The sequence below is a fragment of the Tepidimonas fonticaldi genome (genome assembly GCF_007556755.1).
GTDB lineage: Bacteria > Pseudomonadota > Gammaproteobacteria > Burkholderiales > Burkholderiaceae_C > Tepidimonas > Tepidimonas fonticaldi.
Genome location: NZ_VJOO01000042.1, coordinates 1 through 13,929, shown reverse-complemented (window position 1 = coordinate 13,929; position 13,929 = coordinate 1). Strand labels below are relative to the sequence as shown.

At 70.1% G+C, this 13,929-nt stretch carries 11 protein-coding genes; 3 read left to right on the top strand and 8 right to left on the bottom strand.

Going from position 1 to position 13,929, the window contains the following annotated elements; genetic code table 11:
• Positions 1-303: 303 nt before the first annotated feature.
• Positions 304-3,276 (top strand): excinuclease ABC subunit UvrA, encoded by a 2,973-nt coding sequence (gene uvrA / locus Tfont_RS13345; RefSeq protein ID WP_143969797.1) that lies wholly within the window; start codon positions 304-306, stop codon positions 3,274-3,276.
• A gap of 5 nt (positions 3,277-3,281) precedes the next feature.
• Here the strand turns inward: uvrA and Tfont_RS13340 are convergent, their stop codons facing one another.
• Positions 3,282-4,115 carry a MipA/OmpV family protein gene (locus tag Tfont_RS13340; protein WP_143969796.1) on the bottom strand — a complete coding sequence of 278 codons (834 nt, stop codon included), beginning with the start codon at positions 4,113-4,115 and terminating at the stop codon, positions 3,282-3,284.
• Positions 4,116-4,264: 149 nt separating this feature from the next.
• On the opposite strand from Tfont_RS13340, the gene gorA reads away from it, so the two are divergent.
• Positions 4,265-5,671: a glutathione-disulfide reductase gene (gene gorA, locus Tfont_RS13335; RefSeq protein WP_143969795.1), complete on the top strand. Its 1,407-nt coding sequence runs from the start codon at positions 4,265-4,267 to the stop codon at positions 5,669-5,671.
• Here gorA and Tfont_RS13330 read toward each other — a convergent pair.
• A complete protein-coding gene (locus tag Tfont_RS13330; protein WP_068606244.1) occupies positions 5,640-6,944 on the bottom strand; it encodes an MgtC/SapB family protein in 1,305 nt (434 codons plus the stop codon). The genes gorA and Tfont_RS13330 overlap by 32 nt on opposite strands.
• A 51-nt stretch (positions 6,945-6,995) precedes the next feature.
• Here Tfont_RS13330 and Tfont_RS13325 point away from each other — a divergent pair, with 51 nt between their 5' ends.
• Positions 6,996-8,525 carry an AMP nucleosidase gene (locus Tfont_RS13325; RefSeq protein WP_143969794.1) on the top strand — a complete coding sequence of 510 codons (1,530 nt, stop codon included), beginning with the start codon at positions 6,996-6,998 and terminating at the stop codon, positions 8,523-8,525.
• A gap of 36 nt (positions 8,526-8,561) precedes the next feature.
• On the opposite strand, the gene asd is transcribed toward Tfont_RS13325, so the two are convergent.
• The 6 genes from asd to Tfont_RS13295 all read right to left on the bottom strand — a co-directional run.
• Positions 8,562-9,437: an archaetidylserine decarboxylase gene (asd, locus tag Tfont_RS13320; protein WP_143969793.1), complete on the bottom strand. Its 876-nt coding sequence runs from the start codon at positions 9,435-9,437 to the stop codon at positions 8,562-8,564.
• Between the two features lie 141 nt (positions 9,438-9,578).
• On the bottom strand, positions 9,579-12,290 hold the full coding sequence (locus Tfont_RS13315; RefSeq protein WP_143969792.1) for a DEAD/DEAH box helicase: 2,712 nt from the start codon (positions 12,288-12,290) through the stop codon (positions 9,579-9,581).
• A complete protein-coding gene (locus tag Tfont_RS13310) occupies positions 12,287-12,493 on the bottom strand; it encodes a hypothetical protein (protein WP_143969791.1) in 207 nt (68 codons plus the stop codon). The genes Tfont_RS13315 and Tfont_RS13310 overlap by 4 nt, the downstream gene beginning before the upstream one ends.
• Positions 12,490-13,011: an AAA family ATPase gene (locus tag Tfont_RS13305; RefSeq protein WP_143969790.1), complete on the bottom strand. Its 522-nt coding sequence runs from the start codon at positions 13,009-13,011 to the stop codon at positions 12,490-12,492. The genes Tfont_RS13310 and Tfont_RS13305 overlap by 4 nt, the downstream gene beginning before the upstream one ends.
• A gap of 2 nt (positions 13,012-13,013) precedes the next feature.
• Positions 13,014-13,661 (bottom strand): site-specific DNA-methyltransferase, encoded by a 648-nt coding sequence (locus Tfont_RS13300; protein WP_260682395.1) that lies wholly within the window; start codon positions 13,659-13,661, stop codon positions 13,014-13,016.
• On the bottom strand, positions 13,558-13,929 hold a 372-nt coding region (locus Tfont_RS13295; protein ID WP_260682394.1), incomplete at its 5' end, for an integrase core domain-containing protein. The genes Tfont_RS13295 and Tfont_RS13300, both read right to left, overlap by 104 nt.

The following is a 13,929-nucleotide window of genomic DNA, read 5'->3' as shown; positions in this document are numbered from 1 at the left end:
GGCCGGCACGGCCTGGGGGTCCAACGGGGGCTGGCGCGGGTGGCAACCGGCACAGGGGGGGCGGCACGGCAAACCGGCTGCGCGGCGGCAGCGGCGCGTGCGCGCGGAGGGGATCAGGCGCGCGTCGTTGGCTTGCGCCAGGGCCAGGCCTCCCGGCGGCCGGTCTTGAGGGCGGCAGCCAGGCGGGCGTCGAAGGTGCTGCGGACAGCGAACATGGCGGTGAGTGTATCAAAGGCACCGGGCGGACCCGCGTTCTATGATGCGCGGTTGCCCTCACTCTTGGTACCCTGGTCCGTCTCGCCCATGTCTGCCCCGCCGTCCCCGCCCCCGGCCGACCGCGCGATCCGCATCCGCGGCGCGCGCACGCACAACCTGCGCAACCTGGACTTGGACATCCCCAAGCACGCGCTGGTGGTGATCACCGGGCTGTCCGGCTCGGGCAAATCCAGCCTGGCCTTCGACACCTTGTACGCCGAGGGCCAGCGCCGTTACGTCGAGAGCCTGTCGGCCTATGCGCGGCAGTTTCTGGAGCGCATGGACAAGCCCGATGTGGACCTGATCGAGGGCCTGAGCCCCGCGATCGCGATCGAACAAAAGGCCACCAGCCACAACCCGCGCTCCACCGTGGGCACCGTGACCGAGATCCACGACTATCTGCGCCTGCTGTTCGCCCGCGCGGGCGTGCCCCACTGCCCGCAACACGACCTGCCGCTGCGCGCGCAGACGGTGAGCCAGATGGTGGACGCCTTGCTGGCCCTGCCGGCCGAGACGCGGCTGATGCTGCTGGCGCCGCTGCCTGCCGGGCAGGCGGACGATCCGGCCGCCGCGTTGCGGGGCTGGCAGGCTCAGGGTTATGTGCGCTTCCGCGTCGATGGCACGGTGGCCGAGGGCGACGAGGCCGCGGCCCTGCTGCGCCCGGGCGCGACGCTGGAGGTGGTGATCGACCGCCTGAAGGTGCGGGCCGACGCGCGCCAGCGGCTGGCCGAGAGTCTGGAGGCGGCGCTGCGCGTGGGCGATGGCAAGGCGCGCGCGCTGGACCTGGACACGCAGGCGCTGCACGCCTTCTCGGCACGCTACGCCTGCCCGGTGTGCGACCACACGCAGGCCACGCCCGAGCCGCGGCTGTTCTCCTTCAACGCGCCGCAAGGGGCCTGTCCGCGCTGCGACGGGCTGGGGCATGTGGAGCTGTTCGACCCGGCGCGCGTGGTGGCATTTCCGGAGCTGAGCCTGGCCGGCGGCGCCATCAAGGGCTGGGACCGGCGCAACCCCCACTACTTCGCGCTGATCGAGAGCCTGGCGGCGCACTATGGCTTCGACCCCGACACCCCGTGGCAGGATCTGCCCGAGACCGTGCGCCACGTGCTGCTGCACGGCAGCGGCAACGAGGCCATCGCCTTCCAGTACGGCGCCGACGGCGGACGGCGGGTGACCAAGCGCCACCCCTTCGAGGGCATCCTGCCCAATTTCGAGCGGCGCTGGCGCGACACCGACTCGCCCACCGTGCGCGAGGAGCTGGGCCGCTACCGCAGCACCCACGCCTGCCCGGGCTGCGGCGGCACCCGGCTGCGGCGCGAGGCGCTGCAGGTCTATCTGGGCGAGGGGGCGCAGCGCCGCCACATCCACGCCATCAGCCAGATGACGCTGGCCGAGGCGCTGGCGTACTTCGAGGGCTTGCAATGGCAGGGCGCGCGCGCCGAGATCGCCGACAAGGTGGTGCGCGAAATCCGGTCCCGGCTGCGTTTTTTGAACGACGTGGGGCTGCCCTACCTGACACTGGCGCGCAGCGCCGACACCCTCTCCGGTGGCGAGGCCCAGCGCATCCGCCTGGCCAGCCAGATCGGCTCGGGCCTGAGCGGCGTGATGTACGTGCTGGACGAGCCCAGCATCGGCCTGCACCAGCGGGACAACGACCGCCTGATCGGCACCCTGCAGCGGCTGCGCGATCTGGGCAACACGGTCATCGTGGTGGAGCACGACGAGGACATGATGCGGGCCGCCGACCACCTGATCGACCTGGGGCCGGGTGCCGGCGTACACGGCGGGCAGGTACTGGCCCAGGGCCACTGGGAGGCGGTGGCGGCGGAGCCGGCCTCGCTGACGGGGCAGTATCTGTCGGGGCGGCGGCGCATCCCGGTGCCCGCGCGGCGCACGCCGTGGCAGCCATCGCAACCCAGCGCCGCGGATGGCGCCGCACCGGCACCCCGGCGCGCCGGCGGTTGGCCCGGCCGCGCGGACCGTGCCGGCACCCGGCCGCGCGATCCGGCGGCGCCATCCACGGCGGCCCTGCGCCTGATCGGCGCGCGCGGGCACAACCTGCGCAATGTGACGGTGGCGTTTCCGGTCGGGCTGTTCACCTGCGTCACGGGCGTCAGTGGCTCGGGCAAATCCACCCTGGTCAACGACACGCTGCTGCGGGCGGTGGCGCGCCACCTCTACCGCAGCCACGACGAGCCGCAGCCGTTCGACGCCATCGAGGGGCTGGAGCACTTCGACAAGGTGATCGCCGTGGACCAAAGCCCCATCGGCCGCACGCCCCGCTCCAACCCGGCCACCTACACCGGCCTGTTCACCACCATCCGCGAGTTGATGGCCGAAACGCCCGCCGCGCGCGAGCGTGGCTATGGCCCGGGGCGCTTCAGCTTCAACGTCGCGGGCGGACGCTGCGAAGCCTGCCAGGGCGACGGCGTGGTCAAGGTGGAGATGCACTTTCTGCCCGATGTGTATGTGCCGTGCGACGTCTGCGGCGGCGCGCGCTACAACCGCGAGACGCTGGAGGTGCGCTACAAGGGGCGCAACATCGCCGAGATCCTGGACCTGACCGTGGAGCAGGCCCACGCCTTTTTTGGCGCCGTGCCGGCCCTGCAGCGCAGGCTGCAGACGCTGCTGGACGTGGGGCTGGGCTACCTGCGGCTGGGCCAGAGCGCCACCACCCTCTCCGGCGGCGAGGCGCAGCGCGTCAAGCTCGCGCAGGAGCTGTCCAAACGCGACACCGGACGCACCCTCTACATCCTGGACGAGCCGACCACGGGGCTGCACTTCGGGGACATCGAACTGCTGCTGCGCGTGCTGCACCAGTTGCGCGACGCGGGCAATACCATCGTCGTCATCGAGCACAACCTGGACGTCATCAAGACGGCCGACTGGGTCATCGACATGGGGCCCGAGGGCGGAGCGGGTGGCGGCACGGTGGTGGCCTGCGGCACGCCCGAGGCCGTCGCCGCCCATCCCGACAGCCACACCGGGCGCTATCTGGCCCGGGTGCTGGGGCGCGGGTGACCACGTCAGTGCCGGTAGGCCAGGCCGACCTGGGCGCTCCAGACCTGGCGGGCGCCGACGAGCGGGCTGCGCGCCGCCGCCCCCACCAGCCGCGACACGCCGACGCCCCCGTACACCACCCAGTCGCGGTCCAGCGCGGACACCAGCCGCCAATCGAGCTGCACCGCCTCGGCGCCGGCACTCGGCTCGTAAGGCGGCCGGCCGACACGCGCGGCGGCGGCCGACGACAATCCATAGACGGTACGCAGATAGGTGGCATTGCCGGCGCGGATGCTGCCGCCGAGGTCCCAATGGCTGCGCGCCGACACGGGATACCGATAGCTCAGCCCAGCCGAGACCTGCGCACCACCGGCCCGGCCCAACAGATCCTGGCTGACCCCCAGGGACAGACTCCAGCGCGGCGCCGGCGCATAGCCCAGCGACAGCCGGCCGCGCAGGGTGCCGCGCACGGGTGACGCCCCTCGCAGCAGGGGATCGTCCTCGTCGGTCTCGCGCCCCTCGTCCCAGCGCAGGGACGCACTCAGCGACGCATTCGACCGCCTGACGAGGGTGGTGCTCAGCCCGGCGTCGACCAGCGCCTCGCGTCCAACCCCCCACAGCGTGGCCGCGCCCCCGCTGGACAGGCGAAAACGCCCCACCCACAGCCCCCACACCGGCTGCAGGGTCGAGGTTCGCGCGGACTGCCCGACCGGGTCGCGTCCGTCCACCAGCGCCGCACCGATCACATAGCCCTGCACGGTGCGTGGGGGCGGCTCGGGCGGGGCCGCATCGGGGGCCGCTTGCGCGGCCACCGCCGCCGGCAGCGCAGCGGCGGCCAGCGCGCACAGGCGCCCCCTCATGCCACACAGGGGTCGGGACAGCGTCGGGATCGGGCAAGCTCCTGGGCAGGTGTCTTTGCTGGCATCATAGGGCGGACCCCGTCGGGGCACCAACCCCGCCGGGGCCCTGACGACCAGGATGGCAACGCAACGACAGACGGATGGCGCACATGGGTGGTTTCGACTTCGATCTCTTCGTCATCGGTGGCGGCAGCGGCGGCGTGCGTGCCGCGCGCATGGCGGCGCAGCGCGGCGTGCGCGTCGCGCTGGCCGAGGCCCAGGGCCTGGACGGACTGGGCGGCACCTGCGTCAACGTGGGCTGCATCCCCAAAAAACTCTACAGCTACGCGGCCCACTACGCCGAAGCCTTCGAGGAGGCGCGCGGCTACGGCTGGCAAATCGGCGCGGCGGCGCTGGACTGGGCCGAGCTCAAGCGCCGGCGCGCCGCCGAAATCGCCCGCCTGAACGGGGTGTACGACCGGCTGCTGCGCAGCAGCGGGGTCACCGTGCTGAGCGGCTGGGCCCGGCTGCGCGACGCCCACACCATCGAGCTGGCCACGCTGAACGCCGACGGCACCCCGGGGCACCAGACGTGGCGCGCCGAGCGCATCCTGATCGCGACCGGCGGCACCCCGCATGTGCCGCATTTTCACGGGCGCGAGCATGTCATCACGTCCAACGAGGTGTTCGACCTCGACCCCTTCCCCCAGCGGCTGGTGGTGGTCGGCGGCGGCTACATCGCGTGCGAGTTCGCCTCCATCTTCAACGGCCTGGGGGCGCAGGTGACGCAGTTGTACCGCGGCGAGCAGATCCTGCGTGGCTTCGACGACGAGGTCCGGCATTTTCTGGCCGGCGAGATGCGCAAAAAAGGGGTGGATCTGCGCCTGCAAACCGGCGTGGTGGCCGTGCACCGCGAAGCGGACGGCCTGCACGCGGTGCTGGAAGATGGCAACCGGCTGGTGGCCGATGCCATCCTGTACGCGACCGGGCGGGTGCCCAATGTCCAGGGACTGGGGTTGGAGGCGCTGGGCGTCGCCCAGGGGGCGCAGGGGGCCATCGTGGTGGACGAGCACTACCGCACCAACGTCCCCAGCGTATACGCGCTGGGGGACGTGACCGCGCGGGTGCAGCTCACCCCGGTGGCGCTGGCCGAGGCCATGGCGCTGGTCGATCACCTGTACGGGCCGGCCCCGGGGGCCGCCCCGCGCAGCGCACACTACGATCTGATCCCGACCGCCGTGTTCACCGCGCCCAACGTGGGCACGGTGGGATTGACCGAGGCGCAGGCCCGCGAGCGGTATGGGCGCTTGCGCATCTACCGCAGCGAGTTCCGCGCCCTGCGCCACACGCTCAGCGGCAGCGAGGAGCGCACCCTGGTCAAGCTCGTGGTGGACGACGCCTCCGACCGGGTGGTGGGCCTGCACCTGGTCGGGCCGGACGCGGGCGAAATCGTGCAGGGCTTTGCCGTGGCGCTGCGCTGCGGGGCCACCAAAGCCCAGTTCGACGCCACGCTGGGCATCCACCCGACGATCGCCGAGGAGTTGGTCACCCTGCGCGAACCGGTGTCCAGAGGATGAGCGCCACGGCCGGCAGCGTGTGCAGCCACAGCATGGGCACCAGCCAACGCGCGTAGTCGCGCCCCCCGGACGCCCAGGCCACCGCGCTTTTGCTGGCAGCATGGACCAGCAAGGCCAGCGCCAGCGTCCAGACCAGCCGGTCGGGCGCACCGGAGGCCGGCGGCGTGCCTTGCACGAAGATGGCCGCCAGCGCCGCATGCAGGTCGAACAGCGCCGCGAGCAGCGTGCCGGCGGACTCGGCCACGGGGCCCAGCCAGCGGCCCAGCCCATGCACCCCCACCTGCACCAGGGTCAGCACGCCGGCCACCACGGCGGCGTTGCGCAGGCTGAACATGCGCTGCGCCTGCGCGCCATCGACCGGGGCCGGTGCCCCTGCGTTGGCCCCCGCATTGGCGCCAGCCAGGGCCCCCTGCACCAGCCACAGCCCCAGCCCCAAGGCCAGCGTGGCCCCGACCAAGGTGGGCAGCCACAGCCACGCCAGCCAGGCGGGCTGCAGCGCCGCGGCGATCACCGCCATCTGTAGCAGCGTCGCCACGCACGACAGCAAGCCCGCACCGGCCATCAACCGCGCACCGGCGCGACCCTCGCGCACGGCCAGCCCGGAGCTGGCGATGGTGGCGGTGCTGGAGACAAAACCGGCCGCCAGCGACGACAAGGCGATCGCCTCCCTCGCGGCCAGCAGCCGCTGGCTCAGATGCGCCAGCGACTGGATGGCCAGCAGCAGCGCCAGCAACCGGGTGAGCTGATAGGGGTTGAGCCCCTCGCCGGCCACGGTGCGATCGGGCATCAACGGCAGCGCGATCAGAACGATCGCCGCCAGAATGATCCCGTCGCGCACCTCGTACGGCCGCAGCCACTGCCGGGCAAAGCGGTGCAGACGCTCGCGCGCGGCCAGCACGCCGGTCAGCCCCACCGCCACGGCCGCCGCCAGGGGCAGGCTCCAGGCGCACAGCACGCCGATCAGGTAGGTCAGAAACAAGGCGATTTCGGTGGTCGCGCCCGGATCGGGGGAGCGGTCGCGCCAGTGCGACACCACGGCCAAGCCCGCCACCAGCAGCGCCCCGACCGGCACCAGCCCGACGCTGCCCGTCAGCGCGGCCGCAGCACCCAGCACGCACACCAGCGCGAAGGTGCGGATGCCCGCAAACACCCGCGTCGCGCCCCGCCCCTTGCGGCGCTCGCGCTCCAGCCCGACCAGCAAGCCGCACCCCAGCGCCGCCGCCAGGGCGCGGGCCGCACCGGACACCTCGGTCACCGCCACGGAATCGACCATTTGCGCGCGTGCTCTCCTATGCAACCGCTTCCGGCCCGCGACAATCGCGCCATGGACCGAAACCCCGAAACCCCTGCCTTCGTCGCCCCGCAAGCCTTCACCGACCCCGACGCCGCCGTGGCGCAGGTGCGCCGACTCTACGACGCCGCGGTGGGCTTTCTGCGGGAGGCCTTGGCCGATTATGTACGCACCCCCCTGGCGCCGGATACCGCATTGACCCGGGTGCGGGCCACCTACCCCTTCGTGCGCGTGCGCACACAGCGGGCCATGGCGCCCATGCGCCCCGGGACCGGCGGGCGGCTGAGCTATGGCTTCGTGGCCGGCCCGGGCCGTTACGAAACCACGCTGACCCGCCCCGACCTGTTTGCGGATTACTGGCGCGAGCAGTTTCGCCTGTTGCTGGACAACCACGGCGCGCCCTTGGAAATCGGCCTGGGCAGCGAACCCATCCCTGTGCACTTCGCGCTGGGGGAGGACGCCCACTTCGAGGGCGAGCTGGACGCCCTGCACCGCGCGCGCCTGGGCGAGGTGTTCGATCTGCCCGACCTGACCGCGATGGACGACGGCATCGCCAACGGCACACACACCCCACCGCCCGGCGCGCCCCAACCGCTGGCGCTGTTCACCGGCGCGCGCATCGACTATTCGCTGCAGCGGCTGCGCCACTACAGCGGCACCTCGCCCGCGTGGTTCCAGAACTTCGTGCTGTTCACCAACTACGGCTTTTACGTCGATGAGTTCGTGCGTCTGGGGCTGGCGGAAATGCAGCGCCCGGACAGTGATTGCGTCGCCTTCGTGGAGCCGGGCAACGTCGTCACCTGGCGGACGGGCCTGTCGGCGGCGGAACGCACCACGCTCGCGGGCCCTGAAGGCGGCCCACCCCCACGCCTGCCCCAGATGCCGGCCTACCACCTGGTGCGCGCCGACCGCAGCGGCATCACGCTGGTCAACATCGGCGTGGGGCCGAGCAACGCCAAGACCGCCACCGACCACATCGCCGTGCTGCGCCCGCACGCCTGGCTGATGCTGGGCCACTGCGCCGGGCTGCGCACCAGCCAGCAATTGGGGGACTATGTGCTGGCCCACGCCTATGTGCGCGAGGACCATGTGCTGGACGAAGAGCTGCCGCTGTGGGTGCCCATCCCGGCGCTGGCCGAAATCCAGCAGGCGCTCGAAGCCGCGGTGGCCGACGTCACCGGGCTGGACGGAGCGGCACTCAAAGGCGTGCTGCGCACCGGCACCGTTGCCAGCACCGACAACCGCAACTGGGAGCTGCTGCCGGACAACCTGCCGCAGCGGCGCTTCTCGCAATCACGGGCCGTGGCGCTGGACATGGAATCGGCCACCATCGCGGCCAACGGTTTTCGCTTCCGGGTGCCGTACGGCACGCTGCTGTGCGTCAGCGACAAGCCGCTGCACGGCGCCATCAAGCTGCCCGGCATGGCCGACCGCTTCTACCGCGAGCGCGTCGATCAGCACCTGCGCATCGGCCTGCGCGCCATCGAGCGGCTGCGCGCGGCGGGCGTGGACCAGCTGCACAGCCGCAAGCTGCGCAGCTTTGCCGAAGTGGCATTCCAATGACGGGGGAGGGACGGCAACGCCGGCCCGGCGGCGCCGTCAGGGCCGCCACGTCCCCATCGCCTCGCCCATGCGCACCGGGCGGCCTGGCGCCCAGTCCGCCGCCAAGGCAGCGACACCCGGCGGGAACAGCGCCACCACGGTCGAGCCGAGCAGAAAACGCCCCATCTCCGCCCCCTGCGCCAGGGCGATCTCGCGGTCGTCGTAATCCCAGCGCTGTGCGATACCCGGGCGCGGCGGATTGACGACGCCGTGCCAAACGGTGGCCATGCTGCCGACGATCGTCGCCCCCACCAGCACCAGCACGAACGGAAAGCGCCGCCCGTCGGGGCGCTGTCCCTCGAACAGGCACACCACGCGCTCGTTGCGCGCGAACAGCCCCGGCACCCCGCGCGCCGTCACCGGGTTGACCGAATACAGCGACCCCGGCACGTGCACCATGCGCTGCAGCCGCCCCGCGCAGGGCATGTGGATGCGGTGGTAGTCGCGCGGGCTGAGATACAGCGTGGCGAACGTCCCGTCGGCAAACGCCGCCGCCAGCGCCGCGTCGCCGCCCAGCAGCGCCGCCACCGTGTAGCCGTGACCCTTGGCCTGCAGGATGCGGTCGCGCTCGATCGCGCCGCACTGGCTGATCGACCCATCCACCGGGCAGACCAGGTCGGCCACCGCCAGCGGCCGCGCATCCGGGCGCAGCGCGCGCGTGAAAAAGTCGTTGAACGTCGCGTACGCGGCCGGGTCGGGCTGCGCCGCTTCAGCCATGTCCACGCGGTAGCGCGCGATGAAGCGGCGGATCGCCGCCTGCGTCACCGGCCCGAGCGGCCGGCGCGCCAGCGCCCCGGCCAGCTCGGTCAGCGCGCGCTTGGGCAGGGCGTGTTGGAGAGCAAGGAACAAAGATTCGGAGAAGGGTCTGGGCATGGGGAGAAACCGACGCCCCCCGCGCCCCTCCGCACAGCGAGCACAGACGTAGCAAAGGGGGCCGAATGCGCCTTGTCGAACGCCGGGTCAAAAAGTGATGCTAGCACTGTCGGCAAACTGCCCCTGGAAAGGTCTCACCGATCAGATCAGTTCGGCCTCGATCCAGTCCCACCGCCGATCCTTGACCATCACGAAGCGGCAGCGCCCACCAGAAAGGCTGGCCCAGAGGCCGCCGATCATCCGGTCATCCTCGGCGCTGGCCCAGCGGTCCGCGCCCTTGTACTCCACCGCCAGAACCGGGCCGGGCTGGCCGGCATCACCCGGCAGCTGGCACAGAAAGTCCGGGTAGAAGCGCCCGTCGGCTTTTTGCAAGAAAAACGAACAGCCTTCGCGCCGAACGAGGTTGCGCACCCAGAACTGAATGCGGCCCTGCTGCGCCCACATGTCCAGCTGGCAGGCGCACTCGAACTCCTCCTTGCTGTCGAAGTCGCCGATGCGGCCGTAAAAATGCTTGCGGAAGTCGAAGTGGCCATAGGGTGACGTTCGCCCGTCGTAATCCCGGCTGGGAGCATAGACCTGCGCATGGAACTCGAAGGCGTATTGATCGGTCACCGCCACTCGTTCTGCCGCGCCCTCGCCGAACAGCGTCTGCTGGTAGGCCCGCCCCACCGCCTGCCGGCGCAGTTCGCGGATGCGTGCTTCCAGCAGATTGCGGATCAAAAACTTCTGTAAGTTCGCGCGCGCCAACGTGAAGCCCTCCCGGCGCAGCAGCTCGGTGAGCCACTTGGCTACGAACGCCTGCTTGCTTGCATGGGTAAGCGTCGGCTCCGGCAGGTTGCGGCACAGCCAAGCAGCCAGGCGCACCTCGTCCCAGTGTTCGGGCCGATAGGCCAGCCCCAGATCGCGCTGCAGCTCGGGCAGAAAACGCGAGACGACGCGTCCGCCCTCATCGATGTCGATCTCACCCCCCTCCGAGACTTTCAAGGCCGCGCCTAGGGCCTGCAGATCGTCGGGCGTTGGCGCGGCATCGTAGGGCGAGAGGTCCCAGGGATACTCCAGCACCTCCGGGTCGTCGAAAAGCTGCAGCTCACCTTGCACGCGCAAGGCCAGCTGCGGTACGCAAAAGCGCTCGCCCCGCTCGGCCGGCGTCTGGAAGAACTCGATCGCCGTGGTACGGCTGACTTCGGCAGCTTGTTCAATTGCTGCAGCCGCCGCTGCGGACGTGACCGCCGCCTTCAGCGCCTCGGCCTCATCTGCCGTCAGCGGCGCGGTGATCGTCAACGTCTGGCCCTTGACGTCCCAGCTCACCTTGTCGCGCACCGGCTTGGGCACTTGCTTGAAATCCGGCTTTTCCGGCAGCGTGACCGCAACCGGGTGCACCACCACGCGGCCCGCATGGCCCTCCAGGTCCAGCCGCGCCTGCTGCGGCCGCGCGGCGGTGACGAACTCGCGCACCTCCCGCCGATCGAAGCCCGCGCCTTCCACCAGCCGGTCGCGCAAGGCGCTCGCCGTCTCGGCAAAGCTCTTCGACACCACGAAGGCGTAAGACTGGTTCAGCGCCTTGGCCTGCCGCTGGCGGGCGCTGGGTTGGCGCAACACGCGCCCGAGCAATTGCTCCACCGCCGTGGCTGACTTGAGCTCGGCCATGCTCACCAGAATGTAGGCAAACGGGCAGTCCCAACCCTCGGCCAGCGCCTTCTGGGTGATGACGAACTTCACCGGACAGGCCGCGTCGGCAATGCCCAGCTTGTAGTCGGCGTCGAGTTTCTCCAGCCCCTTCTCCTCGCCGGTGGCCACCACGATTTCGCTCGCCGGGATGCCGTGGTTGGCGATCAGCTCGTTCTTCACGCGCTCCACGTCCAGGGTCTCTACCCCCGCGCGGCGCGGCTCGGCCTGGATCAGCACCAAGGGGCGCAGATAAGGGGCGCCGGCTCGGCGTTCTTCGTCTGCGAGCTTGTGCAGGGCCTCACGCCGGGCTATCGCATCGGCCAGGCACTGCTGCCAGTTGGGCTCGGTTTCCAGCACCACCGGCAGCTTGATCATCTCCTCCGCCTTCAACTCGGCGGCCGAGACGCTGTGCAGCACGTTGCTCGGCGTGCGCGTGAGATCCGGCGTGGCGGTCAGCTCCATGATGCCGCTGGGGCGCAGCCGCGCCAGCATGTCGAAGGCGAGCTCGGTGCGGCTGTTGTGCGCCTCATCAACGACGACGAAGGGCCGGCGCAACCTCAGCACGTTGGCAAGCGAATACGGTATCGTGCGCTCGGCTCCTTCGCCCTCGGTCAGGAGCGCCTCGCGCTGTGCCGGCGAGAGGTGGTCGAAATGGTGCATCAGCGCGCCGCTGCTCTGATACACCTTGCGCGATTCCTCATCCTCCACCTGAAACGCCTGCCGGGTGGCGACGATGATCGTGGTGGACGTATCCAGCGTGGCGCGGGTCACGCTCTTGGCCTCTTCCAAATCCAGCACCGTCACCGGGCCAGCTTCGCGCAGCGCCGCGTGATACGGGTGGCTGCGGTCCTTGAGCGCTTTCAACGTCTGCTCGCGGATCGGCTTGCTGGGCACCAGCCACAGGATCACGCTGTGCTCTGTGCGCAAGAGATGCGTGTTGACCAAGGCCACGCTCTTGGCCGCCAGCCAGGTCTTGCCGCCGCCCGTGGGCACGCGCAGGCAGAAGTACGGCATGTCGGGCGGAAAGCCCGCCAGCGGGTGATACGGGTTGCCGCACCCCCACAGCGCTTCCGTCGTGGCGGTGAAGGCCACGGAGGGCGAGGGCAAGGCGTGGCAGGCTTGGAAAAAGGCCGTCACGCTGTCGAGCACCTGCTGCTGATAGGTCTTGGGCGCGAAGGTCGTCATGGCCTGCCCTCGGGCGTGGCAGAAGGCGTCGCGCCCTCGTTCGGCTGCGGCCGGATGCGTTGCAGAACGCCATTACGCATGACAATGAGTTCGGTCCCCGTCTGCGCCGCCAGCTCGCGCGCGCGCCGCGCCGCCCGCAGCAGGGCCGGCCACGACCCCCGCAAATCCGCGCTCTTGGCTTGATCGATCGTCTTGCCGTTCATCGTTCGCTCCAGTCCAGCAATACCGGCATCTCGCCCGAGTTGTCATACAAAGCCCAGGCATCCACCGCCGGCGCGTAGTGTTGACGGAAATTGGCCAGCCCGGCCTCGAAGCGGCGCCGGATCACCGCCTCGGCAATGTCATGGCCGCCTTGCCGAACCCGCTGCTGAACCCGCGCCACCGCTTCGTCAACATCGTTGAGCTGAAGGAAGATCAACTCCACCCAGTAGCCCGCCTGCCGCCATCGCCGAATATGGCGCAGAAACGTACGCCCCGACAGCGTCGTCTCGAATGCAAAGCTGCGGCCTGCGCGGAAGTGCCGCTCCAGCTCCTCCAGCATCAGCCGCCCGGCCTGTACAGCGGCGCTCTGCGGAGCAAACGGGGCCAGCCCCGCCGCGATCAAATCGGCGTTCACGAAAATGGGACAGCCTGCCTCATTGGGCAGGAATTCCCGCGCAAACGTCGTCTTGCCTGCGCCATTCGGCCCGGCGATGATGATGACCTTGCGCTGTGGCCCCATGCTCACACCTGCAGCGCGTAAGGCGTCTGCTTGAAGGTGATGCCCTCGCGCGCCAGCCGCGCGCCGCCCAGGCGGCAGGCGGCGGCGTAGATCACCTTGGGACCGGCAAACGGCGGCAAAACGTCCAGCACCGCGCCAGTGAGCACATTGCCGCCGGCAACCGATTTGTCCTTGAGGATGCCGTTGTAGAGCAGGTAGATCGCGCGGCCCTCGTGCACACCGAGCAGCGGCGAATCAGCCTGGCCCGTGTAGCCGGTGCCGGTCTCGGCGAACCAGACGAACTCGGCCAGTTGCGCGAAGCTCACATCGCTGCGGATTTGGCCGTTGGCGTCGAACAGGGGTTCGGTGGACAGGCGGCAGAACTGGAAGCCGCCGCCGAGCCCCTCTACGGCTTGTCCTTTGGCGTTGGTGTAGCCCTGCGCCACGCGCCGCACGCGCTCGGCGGTGACGTTTTGGGCGATGTTGGCATCCATCTCGACGAGGATGAAGCGGCGGTTGCCGCCGTCCTCGGCGTTTTGCTTGAGCACCGCGTGGGCTGTGGTGCCACTACCCGCAAACGAATCGAGAATGAGGGAATCCTTGTCGGTGGCGATTTGGAGGATGCGCTGGATCAGGCGGGTAGGTGTCGTGTCCCGGCTGATTGGTAACACGTCTGTTGAACAGTTCGGGGTGTGATCGCTGCCATTGTTTCATGGCCTGGATGGGGCTGACGTGCCCCAAGGCTTTCTGTGGCAGTTGGTGATTGTACAGCCAGACATACCGCAGGATGGTGGCCTCAAGTTCTTCGCCGCAATGGAAGTGATGGGTGCGCAGGATGTCGGCGATGCGCCCGTTGAAGCGTTCAACCATGCCGTTGGTCTGCGGGTGTTTTGGGCGGGTCAGGCGATGCTCAATGCCTAGCTCCTCGCAGAGCTGATC